24 protein-coding genes, 1 tRNA gene and 1 pseudogene are annotated in these 26,681 nt (G+C 64.5%); 14 read left to right on the top strand and 12 right to left on the bottom strand.

Annotated features, from left to right (window positions below; translation table 11 throughout):
- Positions 1-5: 5 nt before the first annotated feature.
- The 7 genes from pstA to MO486_RS02360 form a co-directional block, all read right to left on the bottom strand.
- Positions 6-857 (bottom strand): phosphate ABC transporter permease PstA, encoded by an 852-nt coding sequence (gene pstA / locus MO486_RS02390; protein WP_242904254.1) that lies wholly within the window; start codon positions 855-857, stop codon positions 6-8.
- Positions 857-1,828: a phosphate ABC transporter permease subunit PstC gene (pstC, locus tag MO486_RS02385; protein WP_242904253.1), complete on the bottom strand. Its 972-nt coding sequence runs from the start codon at positions 1,826-1,828 to the stop codon at positions 857-859. Before pstC ends, pstA begins: the two co-directional genes overlap by 1 nt.
- Before the next feature lie 212 nt (positions 1,829-2,040).
- Positions 2,041-3,063, bottom strand: a complete 1,023-nt coding sequence (gene pstS / locus MO486_RS02380; RefSeq protein ID WP_242904252.1) for a phosphate ABC transporter substrate-binding protein PstS — start codon at positions 3,061-3,063, stop codon at positions 2,041-2,043.
- A 187-nt stretch (positions 3,064-3,250) separates the two neighbouring features.
- The gene (locus MO486_RS02375) at positions 3,251-4,519 is read right to left on the bottom strand and encodes a porin (protein WP_242904250.1); all 1,269 of its coding nucleotides are present in this window, start codon (positions 4,517-4,519) and stop codon (positions 3,251-3,253) included.
- A gap of 125 nt (positions 4,520-4,644) precedes the next feature.
- Complete coding sequence (nth, locus tag MO486_RS02370) at positions 4,645-5,322, bottom strand: endonuclease III (RefSeq protein WP_242904249.1); 678 nt, start codon at positions 5,320-5,322, stop codon at positions 4,645-4,647.
- The gene (locus MO486_RS02365) at positions 5,319-5,726 is read right to left on the bottom strand and encodes a hypothetical protein (RefSeq protein ID WP_242904248.1); all 408 of its coding nucleotides are present in this window, start codon (positions 5,724-5,726) and stop codon (positions 5,319-5,321) included. Before MO486_RS02365 ends, nth begins: the two co-directional genes overlap by 4 nt.
- Positions 5,723-6,505 (bottom strand): enoyl-CoA hydratase-related protein, encoded by a 783-nt coding sequence (locus MO486_RS02360; protein WP_242904247.1) that lies wholly within the window; start codon positions 6,503-6,505, stop codon positions 5,723-5,725. Before MO486_RS02360 ends, MO486_RS02365 begins: the two co-directional genes overlap by 4 nt.
- A 260-nt stretch (positions 6,506-6,765) precedes the next feature.
- Between MO486_RS02360 and MO486_RS02355 the strand changes: the two genes are divergently transcribed.
- From MO486_RS02355 to MO486_RS02345, 3 genes and pseudogenes are all read left to right on the top strand, one after another.
- On the top strand, positions 6,766-7,488 hold the full coding sequence (locus MO486_RS02355; RefSeq protein WP_242904246.1) for an FKBP-type peptidyl-prolyl cis-trans isomerase N-terminal domain-containing protein: 723 nt from the start codon (positions 6,766-6,768) through the stop codon (positions 7,486-7,488).
- A 71-nt stretch (positions 7,489-7,559) separates the two neighbouring features.
- A pseudogene (locus MO486_RS02350) lies at positions 7,560-8,365 on the top strand (CoA pyrophosphatase).
- Positions 8,365-9,213, top strand: a complete 849-nt coding sequence (locus MO486_RS02345; protein ID WP_242904245.1) for a sulfurtransferase — start codon at positions 8,365-8,367, stop codon at positions 9,211-9,213. Before MO486_RS02350 ends, MO486_RS02345 begins: the two are co-directional and overlap by 1 nt.
- A 36-nt stretch (positions 9,214-9,249) precedes the next feature.
- On the opposite strand, the gene MO486_RS02340 is transcribed toward MO486_RS02345, so the two are convergent.
- Complete coding sequence (locus MO486_RS02340) at positions 9,250-10,026, bottom strand: enoyl-CoA hydratase/isomerase family protein (protein ID WP_242904242.1); 777 nt, start codon at positions 10,024-10,026, stop codon at positions 9,250-9,252.
- A gap of 38 nt (positions 10,027-10,064) precedes the next feature.
- Here MO486_RS02340 and MO486_RS02335 point away from each other — a divergent pair, with 38 nt between their 5' ends.
- A complete protein-coding gene (locus MO486_RS02335) occupies positions 10,065-10,520 on the top strand; it encodes a copper chaperone PCu(A)C (RefSeq protein WP_242904240.1) in 456 nt (151 codons plus the stop codon).
- Between the two features lie 60 nt (positions 10,521-10,580).
- Here MO486_RS02335 and uvrA read toward each other — a convergent pair whose 3' ends face one another.
- Together uvrA and MO486_RS02325 are read right to left on the bottom strand one after the other, a co-directional pair.
- Positions 10,581-13,475, bottom strand: a complete 2,895-nt coding sequence (gene uvrA / locus MO486_RS02330; RefSeq protein WP_242904238.1) for an excinuclease ABC subunit UvrA — start codon at positions 13,473-13,475, stop codon at positions 10,581-10,583.
- Positions 13,476-13,666: 191 nt separating this feature from the next.
- A complete protein-coding gene (locus tag MO486_RS02325) occupies positions 13,667-14,251 on the bottom strand; it encodes a YidB family protein (protein WP_242904236.1) in 585 nt (194 codons plus the stop codon).
- 283 nt (positions 14,252-14,534) lie between these two features.
- Between MO486_RS02325 and rplU the strand changes: the two genes are divergently transcribed.
- The 3 genes from rplU (at position 14,535) to obgE (ending at position 16,298) form a co-directional block, all read left to right on the top strand.
- Positions 14,535-14,855, top strand: a complete 321-nt coding sequence (rplU, locus tag MO486_RS02320) for a 50S ribosomal protein L21 (protein ID WP_242904235.1) — start codon at positions 14,535-14,537, stop codon at positions 14,853-14,855.
- Positions 14,856-14,867: 12 nt separating this feature from the next.
- Positions 14,868-15,125, top strand: a complete 258-nt coding sequence (gene rpmA, locus MO486_RS02315) for a 50S ribosomal protein L27 (RefSeq protein WP_242904234.1) — start codon at positions 14,868-14,870, stop codon at positions 15,123-15,125.
- A 117-nt stretch (positions 15,126-15,242) separates the two neighbouring features.
- Entirely contained in the window at positions 15,243-16,298 is a 1,056-nt protein-coding gene (gene obgE, locus MO486_RS02310; RefSeq protein WP_242904233.1) for a GTPase ObgE, read from the top strand.
- A gap of 67 nt (positions 16,299-16,365) precedes the next feature.
- Here the strand turns inward: obgE and rpsT are convergent, their stop codons facing one another.
- Positions 16,366-16,635, bottom strand: coding sequence for a 30S ribosomal protein S20 (gene rpsT, locus MO486_RS02305; protein WP_242904232.1), 270 nt, complete (start codon positions 16,633-16,635; stop codon positions 16,366-16,368).
- 110 nt (positions 16,636-16,745) lie between these two features.
- Here rpsT and murJ point away from each other — a divergent pair, with 110 nt between their 5' ends.
- From murJ to radA, 7 genes are all read left to right on the top strand, one after another.
- Positions 16,746-18,305: a murein biosynthesis integral membrane protein MurJ gene (murJ, locus tag MO486_RS02300; RefSeq protein WP_242904231.1), complete on the top strand. Its 1,560-nt coding sequence runs from the start codon at positions 16,746-16,748 to the stop codon at positions 18,303-18,305.
- Positions 18,306-18,343: 38 nt separating this feature from the next.
- Positions 18,344-19,294, top strand: coding sequence for a bifunctional riboflavin kinase/FAD synthetase (locus MO486_RS02295; protein WP_242904230.1), 951 nt, complete (start codon positions 18,344-18,346; stop codon positions 19,292-19,294).
- Positions 19,291-22,137, top strand: a complete 2,847-nt coding sequence (gene ileS / locus MO486_RS02290; RefSeq protein ID WP_242904229.1) for an isoleucine--tRNA ligase — start codon at positions 19,291-19,293, stop codon at positions 22,135-22,137. Before MO486_RS02295 ends, ileS begins: the two co-directional genes overlap by 4 nt.
- Positions 22,137-22,640: a signal peptidase II gene (gene lspA / locus MO486_RS02285; RefSeq protein ID WP_242904228.1), complete on the top strand. Its 504-nt coding sequence runs from the start codon at positions 22,137-22,139 to the stop codon at positions 22,638-22,640. Before ileS ends, lspA begins: the two co-directional genes overlap by 1 nt.
- Positions 22,641-22,649: 9 nt before the next feature.
- On the top strand, positions 22,650-23,600 hold the full coding sequence (gene ispH, locus MO486_RS02280; protein WP_242904227.1) for a 4-hydroxy-3-methylbut-2-enyl diphosphate reductase: 951 nt from the start codon (positions 22,650-22,652) through the stop codon (positions 23,598-23,600).
- A 21-nt stretch (positions 23,601-23,621) separates the two neighbouring features.
- Positions 23,622-23,697, top strand: a tRNA-Thr gene (locus MO486_RS02275).
- Between the two features lie 112 nt (positions 23,698-23,809).
- Entirely contained in the window at positions 23,810-25,207 is a 1,398-nt protein-coding gene (radA, locus tag MO486_RS02270) for a DNA repair protein RadA (protein WP_242904226.1), read from the top strand.
- 143 nt (positions 25,208-25,350) lie between these two features.
- Here radA and MO486_RS02265 read toward each other — a convergent pair whose 3' ends face one another.
- On the bottom strand, positions 25,351-26,589 hold the full coding sequence (locus MO486_RS02265; protein WP_242904225.1) for a S41 family peptidase: 1,239 nt from the start codon (positions 26,587-26,589) through the stop codon (positions 25,351-25,353).
- Between the last annotated feature and the right edge of the window lie 92 nt (positions 26,590-26,681).

The raw sequence follows: 26,681 nt of genomic DNA, 5'->3' as shown, positions 1-26,681 counted from the left end.
GGAAATTAGTCATGGGTCATTTTGTTGCGCAGTACGATCGCACGAGCGACCAAGCTGACCAGCAACACGAATAAGGTGAGGATGAAGGCGCCGGCCCAGGCCAGCGTGTGCCAGCTTTCGTAGGGGCTCATGGCGTACTGGAAGATCACCACCGGCACGTTCGCCATTGGCTGGTTGATGTCGGTGGTCCAGTACTGGTTGTTGAGCGCGGTGAACAGCAGCGGCGCGGTTTCGCCGGAGATGCGGGCCAGCGCCAGCAGTATGCCGGTGACAATGCCCGGCAGCGACGAGCGATACAGCACCTGCATGATCACTTTCCATTGCGGCACGCCCAGCGACAGCGCCGCTTCGCGCATCTGCGACGGCACCAACTGCAGCATCTCGTCGGTGGTGCGCACGACGACAGGCAGCACGATGAAAGCCAGCGCAATGCCGCCTGCCAGCGCCGAGAAGTGGCCCATCTGCGCGACAACGAGCGTGTAGACGAACAGGCCGAGCACGATCGACGGTGCCGACAGCAGGATGTCATTGACGAAGCGCACGGTCTCGCCGATCCAGCTCTTCTGCGAGTATTCCGCGAGGTAGGTGCCGGCCAGCACGCCGATCGGCGCGCCGATGACGATGCCGAGCAAGCTCATGATCGCGCTGCCGAAGAACGCGTTGAGCAAGCCGCCTTCATCGCCGGGTGGCGGCGTCATCTCTGTGAACAACGCGAGGTTGATCGAGGAGATGCCCTTGGTCAGCGTTGTCCACATGATCCACACCAGCCAGAACAGGCCGAAGATGGCCGCCAGGATCGCCAGCGTTTGCGCGATCAGGTTCTTGGCGCGGCGTGCGCCATAGAGGGACGCGCTCATCAGTTGCCCTCCTTCTTCGCCAGCTGGCGCAGCATCAGGCGCGCCACCGACAGCACCACAAAAGTGACCAGGAACAGCACGAAGCCGAGTGCGATCAGCGCCGAGCGATAAGCTTCGGAGTCGGCTTCGGAGAATTCATTGGCGATGGTCGCGGCGATCGAGTTGCCGGGCATCAGCAGCGAGGCGGTCAGTTCATGCGCGTTGCCGAGCACGAAGGTCACTGCCATGGTTTCGCCGAGCGCACGGCCGAGGCCGAGGAAGATGCCGCCGATCACCGCGGAGCGGGTGTAGGGCAGGACTACATCCCACACCACCTCCCACCTGGTCGAGCCGAGTGCGTAAGCCGACTCCTTCAAACGTCCCGGCACGGTGAGGAACACTTCGCGCATCACCGAAGAGATGAACGGAATCACCATGATCGCCAGCACCAGGCCAGCGGTGAGCATGCCAAGGCCGAGTGGCGGGCCGGAAAAAATAAAGCCGATCAGCGGGAGGTGGCCGAGATGGGCGTCGACCCATGGATATACGTGCTCGCTCAGCACCGGCACGAGCACGAACAGACCCCACATGCCGTAGATGATCGAAGGAATACCGGCGAGCAATTCGATCGCGGAACCGATCGGACCGCGCAGCCACTTGGGCGCGATCTCGGTGAGGAACATGGCGATGCCGAAGCTCACCGGCACCGCGATGATCATCGCGATCAATGCAGTAACCAGGGTGCCGTAGATCGGCACCAGCGCCCCGAAGTTCTGTCCGACCGGATCCCACGCGTCCGACCATAGGAAACCGAGGCCGAACTTCTGGAACGTTTCGCGACCACCCCACAACATCGAAAACGCGGCTGCGGCCAGCGACACCAGCACGAGCGCACCGGCGGCAGTGACCAGCCAACGAAAGCCGCGGTCGGCACGGGCATCGCGGATGTCACGGGTCTCGCTGGCAGGAGCGGGAAGAGTGGTGGCGTTCATTGGATCCCGTAATGTTTTTTCGCGCGCTCCCGGACATGGGATGCGACAGCGGACGTCCAGAACAGCCAGGGTGCCCGCGGAACCCCGCCATGAAATGATGTTTTTGTTACAGGGGGATGACAGGGCTCAAGCAGGCTTCATATTTCGAGGTCGCAACCACCAAAAAACACGGGCCCGAAGGCCCGTGTTTTGGACAACCGTTGAGCCGGGGCTCAGAACTTCATGTTTGCCGCCCAGTAGGCCTCGACCTGTTTGACCAGCGCATCCGGCAGCGGCACGTAGTCCAGGGCCTTGGCCTGGGCATCGCCGTTGGCATAGGCCCACGCGAAGAATTCCTTGGCGTTCTTGGCGCCGGCGGCGTTCTTCGGCTGCTTGTACATCAGGATGAAGTTGGTGGCGGTGATCGGCCACGACTTCTCGCCCGGGGCATTGGTCATCACCAGGTAGAAATCCTTGGCGCTCGCCCAGTCGGCGCTGGCGGCGGCGGCCTGGAAGGTCTCGTCGCTCGGGTTGACGTAGTTGCCGGCAGCGTTCTTCAGGCGCGAGTAGGCCATCTTGTTCTGCAGCGCGTACGACAGCTCGACGTAGCCGATGCCGCCGGCGATCTGCTTGACGTAGGCGGCTACGCCCTCGTTGCCCTTGCCGCCGATGCCGGTCGGCCATTTCACGGCGGTGCCTTCACCGACGCTCGACTTCCACTCCGGGCTCACCTTCGACAGATAGTTGACGAAGTTGAAGGTGGTACCCGAACCGTCCGAACGGTGCACGACGGTGATCTTCTTGCCGGCCGGCAGCTTGACGCCGCTGTTGAGGGCGACGATGCGGGGGTCGTCCCACTTGGTGATCTTGCCGAGGAAGATGTCGGCGAGGGTCTCGCCGTCCAGCTTCAGCGCGCCGGAGGCTACGCCAGGCACATTGATGACCGGTACCACGCCACCGATCACCGACGGGAATTGGGCCAGGCCGTACTTGGCCAGCTCTTCCGGCTTGAGCGGGGCGTCGGACGAACCGAAGTCCACGGTCGCCGCCTTGATCTGGGCGATACCGCCGCCGGAACCGATCGACTGGTAGTTGACCTTCTTGCTGGTCGCCTTGGCATAGTCGGCCGACCACTTCGACATGATCGGATAGACGAACGAAGCGCCGGCGCCGGTGACATCGGCAGCCTGTGCGTTGGCGGCGAAGGCCGTTGCCAGCGCGAGGGCGGCGATGCGGAATTTGATCGTGTTGAACACGGAGGGACTCCTCAGATGGGGATGCGACACGGGGATGGCCCGGTTGCCGGGCATTTCATAACGGTCAGATGACAACTCTGCGTTGTTCTTGTGACAGCCAAGTGACAAGCGGCAATTGGTTCAGGGATAAAAAAGGGCGCGGCTTTGAGGCCGCGCCCTGGCTCCGTCCCTGATCGGAGTATTCGGTTTACCAGTAGAACTGCATGCGGGCTTCGAGGATGTTCGGGTTGTCGTCGACGATGCCGTTGAAGGTGCGGTTGTTGAAGGCCGGATCCAGCGAGTAGGTGGAGCTGGTCTTGCCGATGTACTTGCTGCTGTCGACCGCGACGTAGTTCAGCATGAACTTGAAGTTCGAACGCCAGTACCAGTTGACGCCGACGGTCCAGGTGTCCATTTCGCCGCCGAGCACGCCGACGGCCTTGCCGGCCGCGTCGACGTAACCGTCATTCAGGTCCATCGTGTCGTAGCGCGCGGTCAGCTGCCACATGCCCAGGCCGGGGTTGCTCGGCAGCGAGGTGACCGAGGTGCCGTCCTTGTAGGTCCAGGTTTCACCGGTCACGTTCCAGACGGCGCTGATGTAGCCCGCGCTGCCCTTGAAGTCATCGCCCGGCTGCGCGGAGAAACCCGTGGCGTAGCGGTCGGTCGTGCTCTGCATGTACTCGGCCTGGAGCTTGAACGGGCCGGTCACCCAGAACGACTCGAAGCCGGTGGTCGCGACGCGGTCGGCGTTGCGGATGCCACTCGAACCCGTGTCGATGATGCGCTGGGACAGGTCGGCGTTGGGGCGCGAACGCCACCGCGCGCTGTCCTGGAAGGTGTCGTAGTCGATGTGCGACAGGGCGAGATGCAGGATGCTGCCGGCGGAGTTGACCGGCGCCCAGTAGGCGCGCACGCCGTAGCCCGGGCCATGCGGCGTCGGAGCCGGGTGCTCGGTCAGTTCGCGGGTGAACACGCTGCCGGTGATCGCCCAGTTGACGTCGCCGTAGCGGTATTGCGCGCCCAGGCGACGAGCCAGGCCGAAGGTGTTGGTGACATTGGCCTTGGCGATGAAGTCGTTGAAGCGGGTCGAGCCCAGCTCTTCCAGGCTGTTCGGCTGCTTGAACTGGCCGATCTGGATGAAGTGGTTCGCGTTGTTGCCGAACTTGTACTTGGCGTTGACGTCAAGCCACTTGTCGCCCTTGGCCTCGTAGCCCATCACCCACTCGATGTTGCCCGGGCCCTTGCCCTTGAGGATGACTTCGGAGCGGCGCATCTCGAAGTCGTGCTCGAGGCCGTCGGCGCCGTCGGCATCCAGGTTCATGATGTCGTTGTCGTACCAGTAGGCGTCAGCCTGGAACAGGCCTTCGAACGAAACTTCGGAATCGGCGATCACGTCGAGCGCGATTTCGGCATGCGCGGCCGGCGCGGCGAGCGCTGCGAGGAGCGCAAGGGAGAGAGTGCGGCGGGACAGTTTCATGGTCGGAGCCCTTCGGGCGTTGTTGGAGAGGACGCCGCGCAGGGTAGTTCGTGAATCTTTCGTTATTGTGACAACGCCGCTCTGCTGTCTTATTTCGTCGGTATGACCGAATGGTGACGCGGCACTCAACCTGTCGAAAGTGTCTTGTCCGGATAACGGCACAGGTCACGGATCACGCACTGCGGGCAATCCGGCTTGCGCGCCTTGCAGACATAACGGCCGTGCAGGATCAGCCAGTGATGGGCGTCCTGCCGGTAATGGGCCGGCACCCGCTTGAGCAGGGCTTCTTCGACTGCACGCACGTCCTTGCCGGGCGCCAGGCCGGTGCGATTGGCGACGCGGAAGATGTGGGTGTCGACGGCGATGGTGGGCTCGCCGAAGGCGGTGTTGAGGATCACGTTGGCGGTCTTGCGGCCGACGCCGGGCAGGGCTTCGAGTTCCGCTCGGGTGCACGGCACTTCGCCGCCATGGCGTTCCAGCAGCTGCCGGCACATCGCGATCACATTCGCCGCCTTGGCGTTGAACAGGCCGATGGTGGCGATGTAGCGCTTCAATCCGTCTTCGCCGAGCGCGAGGATCTTTTCGGGCGTGTTCGCCACCGGGAACAACTTGCGCGTCGCCTTGTTGACGCCGACGTCGGTGGCCTGTGCGGAAAGGATCACTGCCACCAGCAATTCGAATGGCGTCTTGTATTCGAGTTCGGTGGTCGGCTTGGGATTGAGTTCGGACAGGCGTGCGAACAGCGCTGCGATTTCCGCGGCGGTGAGTTGCTTGCCGCGGCGCGTCTTTGCGGTCCCCGTCATCGCGAACCGCGCTCCGCAGCCTTGGCCTTGGCCCGCGCGAGCGCGGCGGCTGCAGCGGATGGCAAGGCCGTTTTTGTCGTACCACCATCGCTGACGGTATCGCGTCCTTCGACAGGCCTCGGATTCGTGGCGCGTTTGTTCGCGCGCTCGTCCGAGCGACGTTGCAGGCGCGCTTCGCGGGCTCGGAAGCGCGCGCGCGCGGCCAATGCGCGCATGCGTGCATCGCGCGCGGCGGTCATCGTTCGCGAACAAAGGTCACTGCAGCCTGCGCAGCCGTCGCTGGCCAGCAGACCGAGTTCGATCGCGCGGTCGAGGTCATCCGCAACCAGCGCTGCCAGGATCGCATGCGCCGAAGCACCTTCGGTGCACGTGCAGGAGCAAAGCGGGCAGGGCGTGCCGTTCACGCGCCCTTGAACGCAGGCTTACGTCGTTCGAGGAACGCCGACGTGCCTTCGCGCATGTCTGCGGTGGAAAACATCAGGCCGAATTGCGCGGATTCGTATTCCAGCCCTTCCTCGATCCCGCACTCACCACCGACATTGATGCAGTCGAGGATGCCGCGCAGGGCCAACGGAGCGGCACTGGCGAGCTGCGCCGCCAGCTTCATGGTTTCGGTTTCGAGTTCCGCGGCAGGTACCACCCGATTGACGATGCCGAGCTGCAACGCGCGCGCCGCGTCGATCGGTGCGCCGGTGAGGCACAGCTCCAGGGCCGCGGCACGCCCGGCCAGGCGCAGCAGGCGCTGGCTGCCGCCGAAGCCCGGGATCAGGCCGAGGTTGATTTCAGGCTGGCCCACCTTGGCGGTGTCGGCTGCGATGCGCAGGTGGCAGCACATCGCCAGTTCCAGTCCGCCGCCAAGCGCGAAGCCGTTAAGCATCGCGATGACCGGCTTCGGCATCTTTTCCACCCGCCGCATCATGCGCTGCCCGCGCAACGAGAAGTCGCGGCCCTGTACTGGCGTGAGCGAGTTCATCTCAGCGATGTCGGCGCCGGCGACGAAGGCCTTGGCGCCGCTGCCCGTCAGCACCACGGCGCGAACCGACGCATCGTCAGCCGCCTCATCGAACGCCCTGTGCAGGGCGTCCAGGGTGGCGACGTTCAAGGCATTCAGCTTGTCGGGACGGTTGACGGTGAGCAGGCGGACCGCGCCGTGGTCGGCGCGCAGCAGGGTAGGTTCGGACATGCGATGGCGTCTCGGTAGATAAAACGGGAGAAATGTCCCGGAATCCCGGCAAAAGCCCGCCGTGGAACTTCACCGGTGCGGTCCTGGTCATAGGGCCAGGTCGTCAGTGGCGGTTAAGCCGGGTGGCCGTTATCCTAGCGCGTCCATTTGGTTCACCCAGTTTCAGGGCATCCGATGGCGTACTCCTTCGGGGCGGCGTAACCCGCTTCGTTCTGCCAGGCGGCCCAGGCCGCCTTATTTTCAATGCGAGGTTGTTCCGAATGAAGTTGCGTTTGCCCGTCGCCGCCCTCGCGGCACTGACCTTGACCGCCGGCGCCGCCATGGCGCAGACCGCACCCGCCAAGCCCGCTGCTCCCAAGCCGGCCACGTCGACTGCAGCACCGGCAGTCGACAAGAACCACGCAAGTTATGCGTTCGGCTATTCGCTGGGCCAGGATCTGGCGCGCTCCGGCGAACCGGTCGACATCGCCACCGTGGTGCGGGGCCTGCAGGACGCCTACGGGAAGAAGCCGCCGGCCTACACCGAGCAGCAGTTGGAGGCGGCCTATTCCGGGTTCCAGCGCCGCGTGCAGGCCAAGATCGAAGACTCGTTCAAGAAGGCGCTGGCCGACAACCAAGCCAAGTCGGCTGAATTCCTCACCAAGTACAAGGCCGAGCAGGGCGTGGTCACGCTGCCGAGCGGCATCATGTACCGCGTCGTCCAGCCTGGTACCGGCGCCAAGCCGACCACTGCCAGCACGGTGGGCATTGCATTCCAGAGCTACCTCGCCGCTGTCGGCGTGCCGCTCAGCGACGTCCAGCAGCCGGCGCCGTTCAAGGCCGGTGAAGCACCGATCCCGGCGCTCAAGGAAACCCTGCCGCTGATGCAGCAAGGTTCGACCTGGGAAGTCGTGCTGCCGCCGGGCAAGGGCCTTGGCCCGGACAATGCCAAGTTCGCCAATCAGGTCATCCTGATGCGTTTCCAGCTTGGCAGCGTCAAGTAAACTCGACGCGCCACGTTATTCGACAACGCCGGCTCCGTGCCGGCGTTGTTTTTTAAGGGATTTTCGACTCAATGAACGCCCCCTTCCGCGCCGTGCTCAGCCCCTGCATCGGCGTGTGCAGCCTCGATGACGATGGCCTCTGCTCCGGCTGCCATCGCACGACTGCGGAGATCGCTCGCTGGGCGCAAATGGATGACGACGAACGCCTGCGGCTGATGGAAGCACTACCGCAGCGCGAATTGCGAATGCCCCGATGATGGCAACGTCCGACCTGCAGCGCTTGCGCGCCGCGTTGCACCCGTTGCACGCGCCGCCGAAGGGGCAGGGCTGGAACCACGATGAACTCGAAGGCCTGCTGTCGGACGACCCGCTCCGTGAAGCCGCCGTGCTGGTGGGATTGGTGCCACGCGAGGCAGGCTGCCAGGTATTGCTGACCCGACGTACCGATGCCCTGCGTCATCACGCGGGACAAGTGAGTTTTCCCGGTGGTCGGATCGAGCCCGGGGACATCGATGCCGTTGCTGCAGCGTTGCGGGAAACCGAGGAGGAAATCGGCCTGGCCCCGACGCTGATCACGCCACTGGGCTTCCTCGACCCTTTGTGCACGATCACCGGCTTCCGGGTCCTTCCGCTGGTCGCGCAAGTCGATCCCGCGTACGAGGCGCGCCCGGATCCCAACGAGGTCGCCGCGGTGTTCGAAGTACCTCTGGCCTACCTGCTAAATCACGACAATCTCACCACCCACGACATCGAATACCGCGGACGACCGCGTCGGGTGCTGGAATTCCGTTCTTCCGAGCATGCCCCGGAGCAGCGGATCTGGGGCGTGACTGCATCGATTCTCTACAACCTGCGCGAACGCATCGGAGGAGAGTGATGGCCGGCTGGAACACCCTCGTGCAAGCGGAAACCCTGTCGGTCGCACTCGGCCGCCCGGATCTGGCGATCGTCGATTGCCGCTTCTCTATCATCAACCCTGGCGCCGGCGAGTCCGCCTACCTGCTCGGACACATCCCGGGGGCGGTGTACGCGCACCTGGATCGCGACCTGTCGGACATGAGCAAGCATGGCGACGGTCGCCATCCGTGGCCGGACGCCGACACCTTCACCGCCAAGCTTGGCGAGTGGGGTATCGCCCCACATCACCAGGTCATCGCCTATGACGATGGCGATGGCGCGCACGCAGCGCGCTTGTGGTTCCTGTTGCGTGCGCTGGGGCACGAGAAAGTCGCCGTACTCGATGGCGGATGGGCGCGCTGGACGGTGCTCGGCTTGCCGATCGACACCCAGGTCCGCAACCCCGCCCCGCTGCGTTACACCGGCAGCTTCGACCGCACCCGTTTGCTCGACCCCGAAGCAGTGCAGGCACGGCTCGACGCCGGCGAACTGCTGCTCGACGCACGCGCCGCCGATCGCTTCCGCGGCGAGAACGAAATGATCGACCGTGTTGCCGGCCACGTGCCCGGCGCGAAGAGTCGGCCATACGCTGAGAACCTGATCGATGGCCGCTTCAAGGCACCGATGCAGCTTGCCGACGAGTTCCGCGCGCTGCTCGGGACGCGCACGCCGGACCAGGCGATTGCGATGTGTGGCTCCGGCGTCACTGCGTGCCACCACCTGCTGGCGATGGAACGCGCTGGCCTGAAAGGCGCGAAGCTGTTCACTGGCTCGTGGAGCGGCTGGATCAGCGATCCGTCGCGGCCCATCGCAACAGGGGCGGATTGATGTCGTTGCCGGGCACGGCCCGATAAGGCGCAGCGGTTACTTCCCGATGCGCGCCAGCATCGCGCGTAGGCCTGCCTGCGTATCGGGCATGGACCAGCAATCGATGAATAGATCGAGATTGATCCGTTTTGGATCGGTAATCGCTGCGATCAGATCGGCGCGGGCGATTTCACGGGTGGCCCGCAACGGGGTCTGCGGCAGCTTCAGTCGCGGCTGCAGCCAGGCCAAGGCGTGCTGCATGGCATCGCCGAATGCGCAAACCTCATCAACGATGCCCAGGGCACGCGCTTCGTCGGTGGTGAGCATGGTGCCGTCGGCGAGCAGGCGTTCGCTGCGCTGGTAACCGACGATGCGCTGCATCAGGTATTGCACGGCTTCCGGCGCGACCAGCCCGACAGCGACTTCGTTGAGACCGATGCGGAACGGCTTCGCGTCATCCGGTGCGCGCGCCATGATCCGGTAGTCGCAGCACAACGTCAGCACGCAACCACCGGCGGGATTGTGGCCGTCGATCGCAGCGACGATCGGCACTGGGCTGCGCGCGATCGCACCGCAGGCGCCGAAGAATGCACTCCAGGCCGCCATCAGCCCGGAACGATCGTCGCCAAGGCCGAGGAGGTAGGGCACGTCCAGCCCCGCCGAGAACACGCCGTGCCCGCCTGACAGCACGATCGCGCGCGCACCGTTGCCAGGCGCCGCTTCCACCGCGTCGCGCACGGCATTGCAGAGGTCGGGATCGAGCGCATTGACCGGCGGGCGCACGAGCCTGATTTCGATGATGTCGCCGACGTGATGGATGGTTTCGGTGGTCATGGACGGAAGCGTATGGAAGCAGTCGCTATCATAGGCGGATGAACCTGCTCCGCGCCTGCGTCATCTCGTTCTCGCTGCTCTTCATCGCCATGCCTGCCTGCGCGCGCGAGTGCGCACCCCAGGTACGTGAAGGCTGGCTGCGCTTGCCGCCCCTGCCTTTATCGAAAATGCCAATGCCAATGCTGGCCGGTTTCGGCCGCATCGAGAACAGTTGCCCAACCCCGGTCACCATCGTGGGTGTCAGCAGTCCCGCTTTCGCCGACACGTCGCTGCACGAGACCCGCATCGTCGATGGCGTCAGCAAGATGCGCGCGCTGCCCGAATTGCGCATTGCCCCCGGCAGCGCCGCCACCCTCAAGCCCGGCGGCATGCACCTGATGCTCATGCAGCCTCACGCGCAGTTGAAGCCCGGCAGCAAGGTGGTGGTGGAGTTCGCGCTGAAGGACGGCGGCATGCTGCGGGGCGAATTTGAAGTGCGCAAGCCGACGGAATAGGCCGGGCTGCAGACCCAGCTGTGCGCCGCGACTACAACGCGGCGCGCAACGCCGCGTCGTTCATGCCGCAGACTTCCGCTTCGCGGGTTTGGTTTCGACGCCCAGCGTCTTGGCGAGGAAGCGGCCGGTATGCGAATGCGTCAGTTTCGCCAGGTCTTCGGGCGTGCCGGTGGCGAGGATGGTGCCGCCGCGATGACCGCCTTCGGGACCGAGGTCGATCACCCAGTCGGCGGTCTTGATCACGTCGAGGTTGTGCTCGATCACCACGATGGTGTTGCCGTCGTCGCGCAGCTTGTGCAGCACGGCGAGCAGGTGCTCGATGTCGTGGAAGTGCAGCCCGGTGGTCGGCTCATCGAGGATGTAGAGAGTCCGGCCGGTATCGCGCCGCGAAAGTTCCTTCGACAGCTTGACGCGCTGTGCCTCGCCGCCTGAGAGCGTGGTCGCCGGCTGGCCGAGCTTGATGTAACTCAGGCCGACATCGAGCAGCGTCTCCAGCTTGCGCGCGATCGACGGCACCGGCTCGAACAGCGACAGCGCATCCTCGACCGTCATTTCGAGCACGTCGTGGATGCTGTAACCCTTGTAGAGGATCTCCAGCGTCTCGCGATTGTAGCGCTTGCCGTGGCAGACGTCGCAGGGCACGTACACGTCGGGCAGGAAGTGCATCTCGACCTTGATCAGGCCATCGCCCTGGCAAGCCTCGCAACGGCCACCGCGCACGTTGAACGAGAAGCGCCCGGGCGAATAGCCACGAGCGCGCGCTTCCGGCACCTGCGCGAACAACTCGCGCAACGGGGTGAACAGGCCGGTATAAGTCGCGGGGTTTGAGCGCGGCGTGCGTCCGATCGGCGACTGGTCGATATCGACGACCTTGTCGAACAGATCGAGTCCTTGCACCTCGCGGTATGCCTTCGGCTTGTGCGAGGCGCCGTTGATCTCGTTCGCGGCAAGCGCGTACAGCGTGTCGTTGATCAGCGTCGACTTGCCGGAACCTGAGACGCCGGTGACGGCGGTGAACAGTCCGGCCGGGATCTCGAGGTCGACGTCCTTCAGATTGTTGCCGGAGGCGCCAAGCAACTTCAGGAGCATCTTCTTGTTCGGCTTCTGTCGCGTCGCCGGGACTTCGATCTGTTTCTTGCCGCTGAGGTATTGCCCGGTGAGCGAACGCGGCGCCTTCAGGATGTCGGCGTAACTGCCTTGCGCTACGACTTCGCCGCCGTGCACGCCAGCGCCAGGGCCGATGTCGACGATGTAGTCGGCGAGGCGGATCGCGTCTTCGTCATGCTCGACCACAATCACGGTGTTGCCGAGATCACGCAGGCGGGTGAGGGTGCCGAGCAGGCGCTCGTTGTCGCGCTGGTGCAGGCCGATCGACGGTTCGTCGAGCACATACATGACGCCGACCAGGCCCGCGCCGATCTGCGAGGCCAGGCGAATGCGCTGGGCCTCGCCGCCCGAGAGCGTGTCGGCCTTGCGCTCGAGCGTGAGGTAATCGAGGCCGACATCGACCAGGAAGCGCAAGCGATCGCGGATTTCCTTGACGATCTTTACAGCGATCTCGCCGCGCCAGCCGGCGAGGCTGAGTTCGCCGAAGAACGCCAATGCCTCGTCCACCGGCAGCACAACGATTTCAGGCAACGGCTTGTCGGCGACGAACACGTTGCGCGCGCTGCGATTCAGGCGCGCACCGCCGCAGTCGGGGCAGGGACGCTCGCTGATGAACTTGGCCAACTCCTCGCGCACCGCAGAGGACTCGGTGTCGCGGTAGCGGCGTTCGAGATTGGGCAGGATGCCCTCGAACTTGTGCTTGCGCTGGTGGCGCGCGCCGCTGTCGCTGATGTAGTTGAAGCTGATCAGGTCGTTGCCGCTGCCGTACAGCACCGCCTGGCGCACGTCTTCGTCGAGATCCTGCCAGAGCGTATCGACGTCGAAACCGTAATGCTTCCCTAGCGACACGATCATCGCGAAGTAATACGCGTTGCGCCGATCCCACCCGCGCACCGCACCGGCGGCGAGCGAAAGTTCCGGATGCACGACCACGCGCGCCGGATCGAAGAACTGCGACACGCCGAGGCCATCGCAGGTCGGGCAGGCGCCGACAGGCGAATTGAACGAGAACAGTCGTGGTTCCAGTTCCGGCAGCGAGTAATCGCAGACCGGGCAGCTGTATTTCGACGAGAAGAGCAGGGGCGCGGCCGGGCTTTGTCCAGGCGCGGGGTCGTCGAGCGATTGCACCGCCGCCATCCCGTCGCCGAGCTTCAACGCTGTTTCGAACGATTCGGCCAGGCGCTGCTTCAGATCGTCGCGCACCTTGAAACGGTCGATCACCGCTTCGATCGTGTGCTTGACCCGCAGAGCCAGCGGCGGCACCGCATCGATCTCGTGCAAGACGCCATCGACGCGCACGCGCACGAAGCCCTGTGCACGCAATTGCTCGAACACCTGCACATGCTCGCCCTTGCGCTCGCGGATCACTGGCGCGAGCAGCATCCAGCGTTGTTCGCTCGTCTTTGGATCGTTGCCCAGCGCCAATACCTGGTCGACCATCTGGCTGACGGTCTGTGCTTCCAACGGATAGCCGTGGTCGGGACAGCGCGGCAGGCCGACACGCGCGTACAGCAAGCGCAGGTAGTCGTAGATCTCGGTGATGGTGCCGACCGTGGAGCGCGGATTGTGCGAAGTCGCCTTCTGCTCGATCGCGATCGCCGGCGAGAGGCCTTCGATGTGATCGACGTCGGGCTTCTCCATCACACTGAGGAACTGCCGTGCATAGGCCGACAGCGATTCGACGTAGCGGCGCTGGCCCTCGGCGTAGATGGTATCGAACGCCAGCGACGACTTGCCCGAGCCCGACAGGCCGGTAACGACGATCAGCTGATCGCGTGGCAAGTCGAGGTCGATGTTCTTGAGGTTGTGCGTCCGCGCGCCGCGGATGCGGATGAAGTCCATCGCCATCTAGGGGGAGATCCGTGCCGGGGCGTGCTGGGAAATGGAGGAGCGAACAGGGAAGCGTAACGAGCTGGCGATTTGGGGGCAAATCGCCAGGACGCCAGCTTGCGACAGGGCCGTCGCACGTCATGCGACGGTTGCGGTTCAGGGCGGCAATGCGCAAGCGGACGTCGAAGCGCCACTGTTGGCGCCGGCACTCAGCCGCGGAAATACGCGAAGGCACCGACCAGTAATGCGCCGATCAACAACCAGGGCAGCCATTTGCCCAAGCCCCCGCCGGCGCGTGCGGTGTCGTCGGTGGCCTGGTCGGTATCAACTGTTGCCGCGCCGGCCATGGCTGAGGTCTCGACAGCGGTTGGCACCGAGCCGAAGTGGCCAAGTTCCTCGAGCACATTGCCGAGCCAACCCTTCAATCTGTCCGGGACGTTGACGCCCAGGTCGCCGTGCTCGCTCAGGGTGTCGACGGCATCCGGCAACATTGCCGCGGCGGCGCTGCTGACCGTCTCGCGTGACAGGCCCAGCTTGGCGCTGATCGAAGAGATGGCATCCGCACCGAGCACGCTTTCGAGCTGACTGGGGGTGATCGACTGGTTTGGCCCTCTCCCGAGCCACGAGCCAACCACGCCCCCCAGGTCCTGGTCGCGAAACGCGTTCACGAAGCCCGCTGGACCACCGCGCTTGGGGTTGAAGATCTGGCCGACCAGCATGCCCAGCAATTGCTTGGTTTTTTCCTGACTGAGACTGAAGCGGCTGGCCGCTTGCTGGACTATCCGCTCGTACATGGCGTTCCCTTCCCCATCCTGGGTTGAGTGGGCCGCGGCCGTGGCTGCAGCGGGCCGAGTACAGCACGGGATTGGTTAAGGCCTGGGCAAGCCCACTCCGGGGCGTGGCCCCTGGCCTACCCCATCCGGGCAATTACGGCCCCTGGAGGCCGGTTAAGACCCACCCTGACGACTTTGCTGGCTGGGATAGTTGCCGTAAGCCACTGATACCCCGTACAATTCCGCTTCTGTCCGCCCTCGATGGCAGGCAGGCGACCACAATAACTACAGAGGAAGTCTGGTCATGTACGCAGTTCTAGTCACCGGCGGTAAGCAATACCGCGTGATGAAGGGCGAAACGCTCCGCGTTGAGCTCCTCGATGCCGAAGCCGGCAGCGAGATCAAGTTCGACAACGTCCTGATGCTGGGCGACGGCGAGGGTGTGACCCTCGGCGACGCACTCAAGGGCGCGAGCGTCACCGCCACCATCAAGGGTCACGGCCGCGCCGACAAGGTGCGCATCGTGAAGTTCCGCCGCCGCAAGCACCATCGCAAGCAGATGGGCCACCGGCAGCACTACACCGAAATCGAGATCACCGGCATCGCCGGTGGTAGCAAGAAGTAAGGAGAAGCAGCCATGGCACATAAAAAGGGCGTAGGTTCATCGCGCAACGGCCGCGACTCCAACCCGAAGTACCTGGGCGTGAAGTTGTACGGCGGCCAGGCCGTCGACGCCGGCAACATCATCGTGCGTCAGCGCGGCACGCAGTTCCATCCGGGCATGGGTGTCGGCCTCGGCCGCGATCACACCCTGTTCGCGCTGGTCGACGGCAAGGTCGAGTTCTCGACCAAGGGCCCGAAGAAGCGCCGTACCGTCAGCGTCGTCAGCGAGTAAGCACCCATCAGTTCAAGCCAAGGCTTGAACTGGGCGCCCGACGTTGTTCGAAGGCCCCGCTTCGGCGGGGCTTTTCGTTTGTGATACCCCGAATGTTCCTATCTAATCGCAGCCATTATGAAACTCGTCGACGAAGCTGAAATCACAGTCACCGCAGGCAATGGCGGCAACGGCTGCATTGGTTTCCGTCGTGAGAAGTTCATCCCGCTCGGCGGTCCCGATGGCGGCGATGGTGGCGATGGCGGCAACGTCTGGCTGCAGGCCGACGAGAACCTCAACACCCTGGTCGATTTCCGCCACCAGAAGCAGTTCAAGGCGCAGCGTGGCGAGAACGGCATGGGCTCGCAGCGCTACGGCAAGGGCGGCGAGGACAGTACGATCGTCGTGCCGGTCGGCACTGTCGTGATCAACGTCGACACCGATGAGGTGATCGGCGATCTCACCACGCACGGCGAGCGCCTGCTGGTCGCCAAGGGCGGCAAGGGCGGGCTCGGCAACATGCATTTCAAGAGCTCGATCAATCGTTCGCCGCGACGCGCAACGCCCGGTACCGAAGGCGAGCAGCGCACGCTGAAACTGGAACTGAAGCTGCTGGCCGACGTCGGCCTGCTCGGGTTCCCCAACGCTGGCAAGAGCACCTTCATCCGTGCGGTTTCGGCGGCGACGCCGAAAGTGGCGGATTACCCGTTCACCACGCTGTATCCGAACCTCGGCGTCGTCAGTGTCGAGGTGGGCCGCAGTTTCGTCATCGCCGACATTCCGGGCCTGATCGAAGGCGCGGCCGACGGTGCCGGCCTCGGCAGCCTGTTCCTGCGCCATGTGCAGCGCACACGTTTGTTGCTGCACCTGGTCGACCTTGCGCCGATGGAGGGTGGAGTGGAGGTCGCGCCGGCCGAGCAGGTGCGCGCGATCGAACGCGAGCTGCAGAAATACGACCCTGCGATGCTGGAGAAGCCGCGCTGGCTGGTGTTGAACAAGGCCGACCTGATGTTCGAGGACGAAGCCCGTACCCGCGCCGAAGAGGTCATTCGCGAACTCGGATGGACCCAGCCCTGGTTCCTGGTCTCTGCGATCGGCCGCGAGGGCACCTGGCCGATCATGCTCGAGGTACAGGCCTTCTTCGATCGGCTGCGTGAGGAAGCGGCGGAGTGGGATGCGTCCCGCGATGCTTGAGCAGGTTCGTCAGGCAACAAAAAACCCGGCCGGAGCCGGGTTTTTTGCGTATGACTGCGTGCCTGCCTTAAGCGGCCTGCAGCGCCTTGATACGCGCGGTCAGGCGGCTCTTGTGGCGGGCGGCCTTGTTCTTGTGGATCAGGCCGCGCGAGCTGTAACGATCGAGGATCGGCTGGGCGACGGCAAAAGCGGCCTGCGCGCCAGCGGCGTCGTTGGCGTCGAGTGCCTTCAGCACCTTCTTGACGGCGGTGCGGAGCATCGAGCGCTGGGCAGCGTTGCGAGCATTGCGCACGACGGTCTGCTTGGCGCGCTTCTTTGCGGACTTGATATTGGCCACGACGGGAATCCTGGAAACTGGGTGAGAATGGAAAACGAAGGTTTTGGGTCAATCAGACAGAAAAGTATGGGCGATTCAGGGGCTTGCGTCAACAACCATGGCAGCCGGGCATGAGCCGGGGCCTGCTGCGCTCGACCGCAGTGTTCAGCGCTATGACGCTGCTGTCGCGAATTGCCGGATTCGCCCGCGACACCCTGCAGGCGACCCTGTTCGGCACGGGCGGGGCGATGAGTGCCTTCATCGTGGCCTACCGCATCCCCAATTTCCTGCGTCGGGTCTTCGCCGAAGGCTCGATGTCGATGGCCTTCGTCCCGGTGCTGAACGAGATCAGGGAGCGCGGCGACAAGGCTGCGCTGAAGGATTTCGTCGATCACATGGCCGGGGCGCTGTGCGCCGTGGTGCTGGTGGTCTGTGGGCTGGGCGTGCTGCTGGCACCGGCGATCGCGTCGGTGTTCACGCCGGGCTGGGCCCTGGATCAGCCGGACAAGTTCGCGTGGACCACGCAGATGCTGCGGATCACGTTCCCGTACCTGCTGTTTATCTCCATGATGTCGCTGGCGGCATCGGTGCTCAACAGCTTCGGCAAGTTCGCCCTGCCGGCATTCACGCCGGTCCTGCACAACCTGACCCTGATCGCGGCGATGCTGTGGCTGGCGCCGCAATTCGATATCCGGCCATTCGGCCTCGCCTGGGGCGTGTTGATCGCTGGTGCCCTGCAACTGGTATTGCTGTGGCCGGCGTTGGGTCGGCTGGGCCTACGACCGCGCTTGCGGGCCGGTTTCCACCACCCGGAAGTCCGCAAGGTGGCCAAACTGATGCTGCCGACGCTGTTTTCGTCGTCGGTGGCGCAGGTCAACCTGCTGGTCGGCACCGTGTTCGCTTCGTTGCTGGTCGATGGCAGCCAGGACTGGCTGTATTACTCGGACCGGTTGATCGAATTCCCGCTTGGCCTGTTCGGCGTGGCGATTGGCACCGTGATCCTGCCGCACCTTTCGCGCAGGCACGCCGCCACCGATGCGGTCGGCTATTCCGGCGCGCTCGACTGGGGCCTGCGCTTGGCCCTGCTGGCAGGCATTCCGGCCGCGCTTGGCTTGTTCCTGCTGGCCGAGCCGATCACCGCCACCGTCTACAACTACGGCAAGTTCGAAGCCTTCGATTCGCGCATGACCGCGATCAGCCTGACCCTGATGAGCCTCGGCATCCCGGCGTTCATGTTGAGCAAGGTGCTGTCGCCGGCGTTCTTCGCGCGTCAGGACACCAAGACGCCAATGCGCGCGGCACTGCTGACCGTGGCGGCCAACGTGCTCTTGACCATCGCCTTCACGACGCCGTTGTGGCTGTACAAAGTGGAAGGCGCACATGGCGGCATCGCCCTGGCGACCGCGCTCGCCGGCATCTTCAATGCCTGGCTGCTGTGGCGTTATCTGCGCCGCGCTGGTCTGCTGCAGCCGCAGCCAGGCTGGGGGCGGTTCTCATTGCAACTGTTTGCGGCCTGCGTGGTGATGGCAACGATCGTGGTGGGATTGCGCCTGTGGATCGGAAGCTGGACCGAGATCGCGCAGCCCACCCACCGGATCTTCTGGTTGTTCGTGGTGATCGGTGCCGGCGCGTTGTCGTATGCCGCGACCCTGCTGGCATCGGGCCTGCGGCCGCGCGATCTGCGCCACTGATCGCCCGATTGAGCTGCACCGCTATACTGAGAAGTTCAATGAGCAGGCTGTTCCGTGACGTCGAAGGTGGGCCCTTGTGCCCCCAAGGCAGCGTGGTCTGCATCGGCGCCTTCGACGGCCTGCATCTCGGCCATCGCGCGCTGGTGCGCCACGCGGTCGCGCGTGCGCAGGCGTTGGGCGTGCCAGCTGTCGCGGTGAGTTTCGAGCCGCTGCCACGTGAATTCTTCGGCAAGGCGGCGCCGCCGCCGCGGTTGACGCTCCCGCGGGCGAAGGTCGAAGGCTTGTTGGCGCTCGGTGTCGATCATGTGGGTCTGCTGCGCTTCAACGCGCGACTTGCAGCGATATCGGCGGAGCAGTTCGTGCGCGAGGTCCTGATCGCACGGCTCCAGGCATGCGAGGTCTGGGTCGGCCCGGAATTCCGTTTCGGCAAGGGTCGGGCAGGGGATATCGCGACCTTGCAGGCGTTAGGTGTCGAGCTTGGTTACACCGCCGACGAAATCGCCCCCGTGCTGCTCGATAGCGAGCGCGTTTCCAGCACGCGCATCCGTGCCGCCCTGAGTGCGGGCGACTTCGCGAACGCCGCGCGCCTGCTCGGGCGCCCATATGCGATCGGCGGACATGTCATCCATGGCCAGCATCTCGGTCGCACGCTTGGCTTCCCGACCGCCAACCTCCGTTTCGGCGGCAAGGTGCCGGCGTTGTCCGGGATCTACGCCACGCGTGTGCATGGTGTTGGCGCGCGGGCGTGGCCGTCGGTGTCCAGCTTCGGTACAAGACCAACCGTCGATGGCGTCGAGCCATTACTCGAAGCGCATCTGTTCGACTTCGATGGCGACCTGTACGGGCGCCGCATTGAAGTCGAATTCGTCGCCAAGCTGCGCGACGAAGAAAAATTCCCGGATCTGCCGACGCTGGTCGCGCAGATGCACCGCGACGCGACAGAAGCGCGTCGTCTCCTGATGAACGAACAGCAGCGAGCCACTGCGTGAGCCACGACTACAAAGCCACCATCCACCTTCCCGCAACGGATTTCCCGATGCGCGGCGATTTGCCCAAGCGCGAGCCGGAAACACTCAAGCGCTGGCAGGGCGAAGACCTCTACGCGCAGATCCGCGCCCAGGTGAAGGGGCGTCCGTCGTTCGTTCTGCACGACGGCCCGCCATACGCCAACGGCGCGATCCACATCGGTCACGCCGTCAACAAGGTGCTGAAGGACATCGTGGTCAAGTCGAAGCTGTTGTCGGGTTTCGACGCGCCCTACGTACCGGGCTGGGATTGCCACGGCCTACCGATCGAACTGGCGGTCGAAAAGAAGCACGGCAAGGTCGGCGACAAGCTCGACGCCGCTGCGTTCCGCGCCAAGTGCCGCGAATACGCGGCCGAACAGATCGACGGGCAGCGCAGCGATTTTCAGCGCCTCGGCGTGATCGGCGACTGGAGCAATCCTTACCGCACGATGGATTTCCGTTTCGAAGCGGACATGCTCCGCGCGCTGGCGAAGATCGTCGACCGCGGCCATCTCAGCCGCGGCGTGAAGCCCGTTCACTGGTGTTTCGATTGCGGCTCGGCGCTGGCCGAGGCCGAGATCGAATACCAGGACAAGAAATCGCCCGCGGTCGACGTTGCCTATCGCGCGCGCCAGCCGCAGGCATTGGCTTCTGCATTCGGCATCACGCTGCCGGACGGCATCGACATCGCCGTGCCGATCTGGACCACTACGCCGTGGACGCTGCCGGCGAGCCTCGCGGTCACGCTCGGCCCGGAACTCGAATACGTGCTGGTCGAAGGCCCGACGCGCGACGGCAAGCGCCAGTGGTTGGTGCTGGCAGAAGCGCTGGCGACGGGTGCATTACAACGTTACGGCGTCGAAGACATGGTGGTGGTGCACGGCCGTGCGCAGGGCGTCGATCTCGAAGGCCAGCGCCTGCAGCATCCGTTCTATGCCGAGCGCGAGATCCCGATCCTGCTCGGCGAGCACGTCTCCGCCGAAGACGGCACCGGTGCCGTGCATACCGCGCCTGGCCATGGCCAGGAGGACTTCGTGGTCGGCCAGCGTTACGGCCTGGTCGAGCAATACAGCGCGGCGCAACTGAATCCGGTCGACGGCCGCGGCGTGTACCTGCCCTCGACGCCGCCAGCCGATGGCGCCGCGCTTGCCGGCGTGCATATCTGGAAAGCGAACGATGTCATCGTCGAAGTGCTGCGCAGCAATGGTGCGTTGCTGGCCTTCGCCACGCTCGAACACAGCTATCCCCATTGCTGGCGCCACAAGACGCCGGTCGCGTTCCGGGCCACTCCGCAGTGGTTCATTTCGATGGAGCAGGCCGGGTTGCGCCGCGATGCGCTGACCGCGATCGGCCAGGTGCAGTGGTTCCCGGAGTGGGGCGAGGCGCGCATCTACGGCATGGTCGAGGGCCGTCCGGATTGGACGATCTCGCGCCAGCGCTACTGGGGTGTGCCGATCGCACTGTTCATCGATCGCGAAAGCGGTGATCCGCATCCGGAATCGCCGACGCTGATGCGCAAGATCGCGGAAAGGGTTGAACGCGAAGGCGTCGATGCCTGGTACACGCTCGACTCCACCGAACTGCTCGGCGCCGATGCGCCGCGCTACGACAAGATCACCGACATCCTCGATGTCTGGTTCGATTCCGGCGTCACTCACGATTGCGTGCTTGCGCAGCGTGGCGATGACGGCCTGCGCAAGCCAGCCGATCTTTATCTCGAGGGTTCGGACCAGCACCGCGGCTGGTTCCAGTCGTCGCTGCTGACAGGCGTGGCCATGGATGGCGTCGCGCCATACAAGCAGGTGCTGACGCACGGTTTCGCGGTCGATGCCAACGGCCGCAAGATGTCGAAATCGCTCGGCAACGTCATCGCGCCGCAGTCGGTGATGGATGCGATGGGCGCCGACGTGCTGAGACTGTGGATCGCCGCCACCGACTACCGCAATGAGATGTCGGTGTCGGACGAGATCCTGAAGCGCAGCGGCGATGTCTACCGTCGCATCCGCAACACCGCCCGTTTCCTGCTCGGCAACCTGCACGGCTTCGATCCAACCGAGCATCTGCTCGCGACCAAGGACATGGTCGCGCTGGACCGCTGGATCGTGCATCGCGCCTATGAGCTGCAGCAGAAGATCGTCAACGCCTACGCGCGTTACGACTACGCCGAAATCGTGCAGGCGCTCGGCAACTTCTGCAGCGTCGACCTTGGTGCGCTCTATCTCGACGTCACCAAGGACCGGCTGTACACCATGCCGGAGGCCTCGCCCGGCCGTCGTTCAGCGCAGTCGGCGATGTTCCTCATCGCAGAAGCGTTCGTGCGCTGGATCGCGCCGATCCTCAGCTTCACTGGCGACGAGATGTGGCAACACCTCCCCGGCAAGCGCGAAGGCAACGTCCTGTTTGCGACCTGGTTCGAAGGCCTGGCTCCACTGGGCGAAGACGCCGCGCTGTCGACGGAGGATTTCGATCGCCTGCTGGCGTTGCGCGAACAGGTCGCCAAGACGCTGGAGCCGATGCGTGCCAACGGCGCGATCGGTGCCGCTCTGGAAGCGGAGATCACCCTGCGCTGCGGTGTTGCCGACCAGAACTGGCTCGCGCCGATCGTGGAAGAACTCCGCTTCCTGCTGATCAGCGGCGATGTCTCGCTGCATGCCGACGACAACGCTGCCGAGATCGAGATCACCGCTGCACCTACGCAGAAGACCAAGTGCGTACGTTGCTGGCATCACCGCGCCGATGTCGGTGCCATTGCCGCGCATCCGCAATTGTGCGGACGTTGCGTGTCGAACGTCGAAGGCCTGGGCGAAGTACGGAGTTGGTTCTGATGGCTGTCAAACCGAATGCCTTGCCGTGGCTCGTCGTCTCCGCGCTGGTGATCGTGCTCGATCAGCTGAGCAAAGCATGGGTCATGGCGGAGTTGCCCGAGTTCCAGGCCATTCCGGTCATCGACGGCTTCTGGAACTGGTACCGCACCTACAACACGGGCGCTGCGTTCAGCTTCCTGAGCGACGCCGGTGGCTGGCAACAATATTTCTTCGTCGCGCTCGCCCTTGCGATCACCGGTTTGCTCGGATACTGGCTCACGCGCACGCCACGTCGGGATTGGAAAACCGCGTTGCCTTACGTGCTGGTGATCGGCGGCGCGCTCGGCAACGTGATCGATCGGCTTCTGCACGGCAAGGTCATCGACTTCATCCAGTGGTATTGGCACGACTACCACTGGCCGGCATTCAACGTCGCCGACTCGGCGATCGTCGCCGGCGCCATCGGTATCGCCCTGTTCGGCCTGTTCGGCGGGAATAAAGCTGCCGAAGGCCGGCGGGAGTAAAATCGTCCCATGGATGTCCTGCTCGCCAATCCCCGCGGCTTCTGCGCCGGTGTCGACCGCGCCATCGAGATCGTCAAGCGCGCGCTGGAAACGCTGGGCGCCCCGATCTATGTGCGCCATGAAGTCGTGCACAACCGCTTCGTCGTCGACGACCTCAAGCACCGCGGCGCGATCTTTGTCGAAGAGCTCGACGAAGTGCCCGACAACGCCACCGTGATCTTCTCTGCCCACGGCGTTTCACAGGCAGTGCGCAACGAAGCTGCACGCCGCGGCCTGAAAGTGTTCGATGCCACGTGCCCGCTGGTGACCAAAGTGCACCTGGAAGTCGCACGCCAGTGCCGCGCCGGCCGTGACATGGTGCTCATCGGCCATGCCGGCCATCCCGAAGTCGAAGGCACGATGGGGCAGTGGAGCGCACAAGCTGGTGCGGGCCACATTTACCTGGTCGAAGACCTCGACGACGTTGCCACGATTGCGATCGGTCAGCCAAAGAATTGTGCCTACACCACGCAGACCACGCTTTCGGTCGATGACACCCGCGGGATCATCGAGGCGCTGAAGGCGCGGTTCCCGGCGATCCAGGGCCCGCGCAACGACGACATCTGCTATGCCACCCAGAATCGCCAGGATGCGGTGCGCGAGCTGGCCAAGCATTGCGACCTGGTCCTGGTCGTCGGCTCGCCCAACAGCTCCAATTCCAACCGTCTGCGCGAACTGGCCGAGCGTGAAGGCGTCGAGGCACACCTGATCGACGGCGCCATCGAGATCGATCCGCACTGGGTCCAGGGCCGTCGCCACATCGGCGTCACCGCCGGCGCCTCCGCCCCGGACGTCCTCGTGCGCGGCGTGATTGAGCGACTGCATGAACTGGGGGCCAGCGGCGTACGTGAACTGGACGGCGAGCCGGAGAACATGGTGTTCGCCCTGCCGAAGGAACTGCGGCTGACCCTCGTAAACTGACCTGCTACAATTTGCGGCCACGCCGGAATAGCTCAGTTGGTAGAGCGGCGCATTCGTAATGCGTAGGTCGTAGGTTCGATTCCTATTTCCGGCACCATGATCAAGCAAGAGGCCCGCTTCGGCGGGCCTTTTGTTTTTTGGTGCCGAACGATCTCGCGCAATGCGACGCCCGCCGGCTACAGTGCGCCATCGCCACTGATTCGACGCGCATGTCCGCCAAACCCAGCAAGTCAGCCACGAAGGCCAAGACCGCGTACGTCTGCTCCGAATGCGGCGCCGACCACAACAAATGGCAGGGCCAATGCGACGAGTGCGGCGTGTGGAATTCGCTTTCCGAAATCGTGCTTGAAGCGGCCACGCAGTCTCCGGCGGCGCGACGCAGTGGGTGGGCCGGGAAGGTCGAGGCGCCCAAGGTCATGGCATTGAAGGACGTGCGCCATAGCGAGGACGCGAGGGTTTCGACCGGCATCGGCGAGTTCGATCGCGTGCTCGGCGGCGGGTTGGTGGAAGGTGCGGTGGTACTGGTTGGTGGTGATCCCGGCATCGGCAAGTCGACGCTGTTGCTGCAGGCAGTCGCGCGCATGGCTGGCGACATGCCGTCGCTGTACGTCACTGGCGAGGAATCGCTGGCGCAAGTTGCCGGGCGCGCGGTGCGGCTCGGCCTGCCGCTGGATGGGTTGAATGCATTGGCCGAAACCGGCATCGAACGCATCCTCGAGCATGCCGCCGCCAGCAAACCCAAGTTGATCGTCGCCGACTCGGTACAGACGCTGTGGACGGAATCGCTGACCGCCGCGCCTGGTTCCGTTAGCCAGGTGCGCGAAAGCGCGGCGCGGTTGGTGCGCTACGCCAAGGAAACCGGTACTGCTGTGTTCCTGGTCGGCCATGTCACCAAGGAAGGCGGTATTGCCGGGCCACGCGTGCTTGAGCACATGGTCGACGCGGTGCTGTATTTCGAAGGCGAGAGCGGCAGTCGCTTCCGCGTGCTGCGCGCTTTCAAGAACCGCTTCGGCGCCGTCAACGAACTCGGCGTGTTCGCGATGGGCGAGAAGGGCCTGAAAGAAGTACCGAATCCGTCGGCGATCTTCCTTTCCGGCGGTAGTACCGCGCAGCCGGGCAGTGCAGTGATGGTCACGCGCGAAGGCACCCGGCCGCTGCTGGTCGAAGTGCAGGCGCTGGTGGATTCGTCCCCGCTCTCGAATCCGCGCCGCGTCGCGGTCGGCCTCGAACAGAACCGCCTTGCCATGCTGCTCGCGGTGCTGCACCGCCACGGCGGCATCGGCGTCGGCGACCAGGATGTGTTCGTCAATGTGGTCGGCGGCATCCGCCTGCAGGAAACCGCGGCCGACCTGCCGGTGCTGCTGGCGATCCTGTCATCGCTGCGCGACAAGCCGCTGGCGGAAAAAACCGTTGCCTTCGGTGAAGTCGGCCTGTCCGGCGAGATCCGCCCCGTGCCCAACGGCGAGGAGCGTTTGAAGGAGGCCGCCACCCATGGGTTCAAGCGCGCGATAGTGCCTAAGGCGAATGCGCCGAAGGCAGGCAGCTACAAAGGGTTGGAAGTGATCGCGGTCGAGCGGCTGGCGGACGCCTTGCAGGCTGCAGGCTGAAATCAACCTGCTACAGGCTGCTTCGGATCCACAACTCTTCCTCCACATCGGGGACTGATCTCGCTGATCGTCGGCCTCGCTGGTTTACCAGTTGTCCTGGATCCTGCGCTTGTTCGAGACGATTTCGTAGTCGATCCCGCGCGTTACTGCGCGCGGGTGAGGGCAGCTTGCAGTTGTTGCACCCGGTTTGCGTTGCCGTCGTCCAGCTTGATCGCAAGGTCCGGCGCGATGCCCTCGATCTCGTTGGTGCCGTCATCGAGGAAGCGCGCGCAGTTCGGCATCCACACGTCCACCGGCACGACTTCCAGGCGCGTTGGATTGCCGCCGTTGACATAGCCGCAACCGGCGCCGGCAGTACGGTCGCCAATCACGGTCGCGATCTTGTTCTGCTGCAGCCAGGCGACGAAATCCTCCGCAGCCGAACCAGTACCACGATCGGCGAGGATCAATACCGGTCCGCGCCACGCGCCGTTGCCTTGCAGCGTGGCGCGCTCACCGTTATCCGCCGCGAAGACGGGGCAGGGTGCCGGCTCGCCGCGCCAGACAACACCGCGATCGCAGGTCGGACCCACCCTGCGCGCTTCCAGGCGAGTCATGGATCGGTCGGTCATCAATGCGATGACCTCGCTGACCCATTCGCTGCCGCCCCCATTGCTGGAGACATCCACGAGCAAGCGCCGCGCACCCTTGGCCTGCAGTTCTGCCAGAGTCTCGCGCAACTGGACCTGTTGGCGCGCACGCACCGCAAGCTGCAACGCACGGTCGCCGATGCCGGGCTTGAACACGGCTTTGCAAGCGGCGAGGTAGCGGTCTTCGCCGAATTGCGCGATGCGCAGGACGCCAAGGTCGCCGACCAGGCCACTGGGGAAATCGCCGTCGCGCAGGGCGGTCCATCCCGCCAACTGCGCGAACGGGAAACGGAAGGCGTGATCGTCTTCCTCGTAGCCAGCCGCCGCGCAGTCCGTGCCCGCTGGTGGATCGACCTGTTCTGCATCGCGCATGGATGATGCAGCCGCAGGCACGGCTGGTGCAGGCCGTTCGCCGGGTTTCATGCGGAAATGCGGATCATTGAAGCTGCGAATAAAACCGCGCAGGGCCAGGAAGGCGCGTACTCGCGAGTGCGCGTTTTGCAGTGCGGTGGTCGTCTTGCGATCCAGCGCCGGCAAGTCGACGCCACGTTTCTCGACGACCCAGTCGAGATTGGCGTAGCCCTGCGCCATGTCGTGCTTGAGGCGGCTGTAATCAGCCAGCCAGGCGTCGGCGTCGTATGTGGCCACGTCCCAGGCCAAGGCCAGCAGCAGGAGCGCGCTGATGGTCAGCGTCGCACGTTTGAAATACTTCTTGGCGCGGTTGAAGCGGGAGTGTTGGTCGATGCGATTCACGTCGGCACAAGTCCTCGAAAATTGCCGCGGACGATAGCCGAAGCCTTCAGCGACGCGGATGTCGAAGCGACGAAACCGGGAAGAGGGCGATA

Source organism: Lysobacter sp. CFH 32150, from assembly GCF_022758295.1.
In the GTDB taxonomy this organism is placed as follows: domain Bacteria; phylum Pseudomonadota; class Gammaproteobacteria; order Xanthomonadales; family Xanthomonadaceae; genus CFH-32150.
Note: the sequence above shows the minus strand (reverse complement) of the source record. Positions and strands in the feature narration are given on the sequence as shown.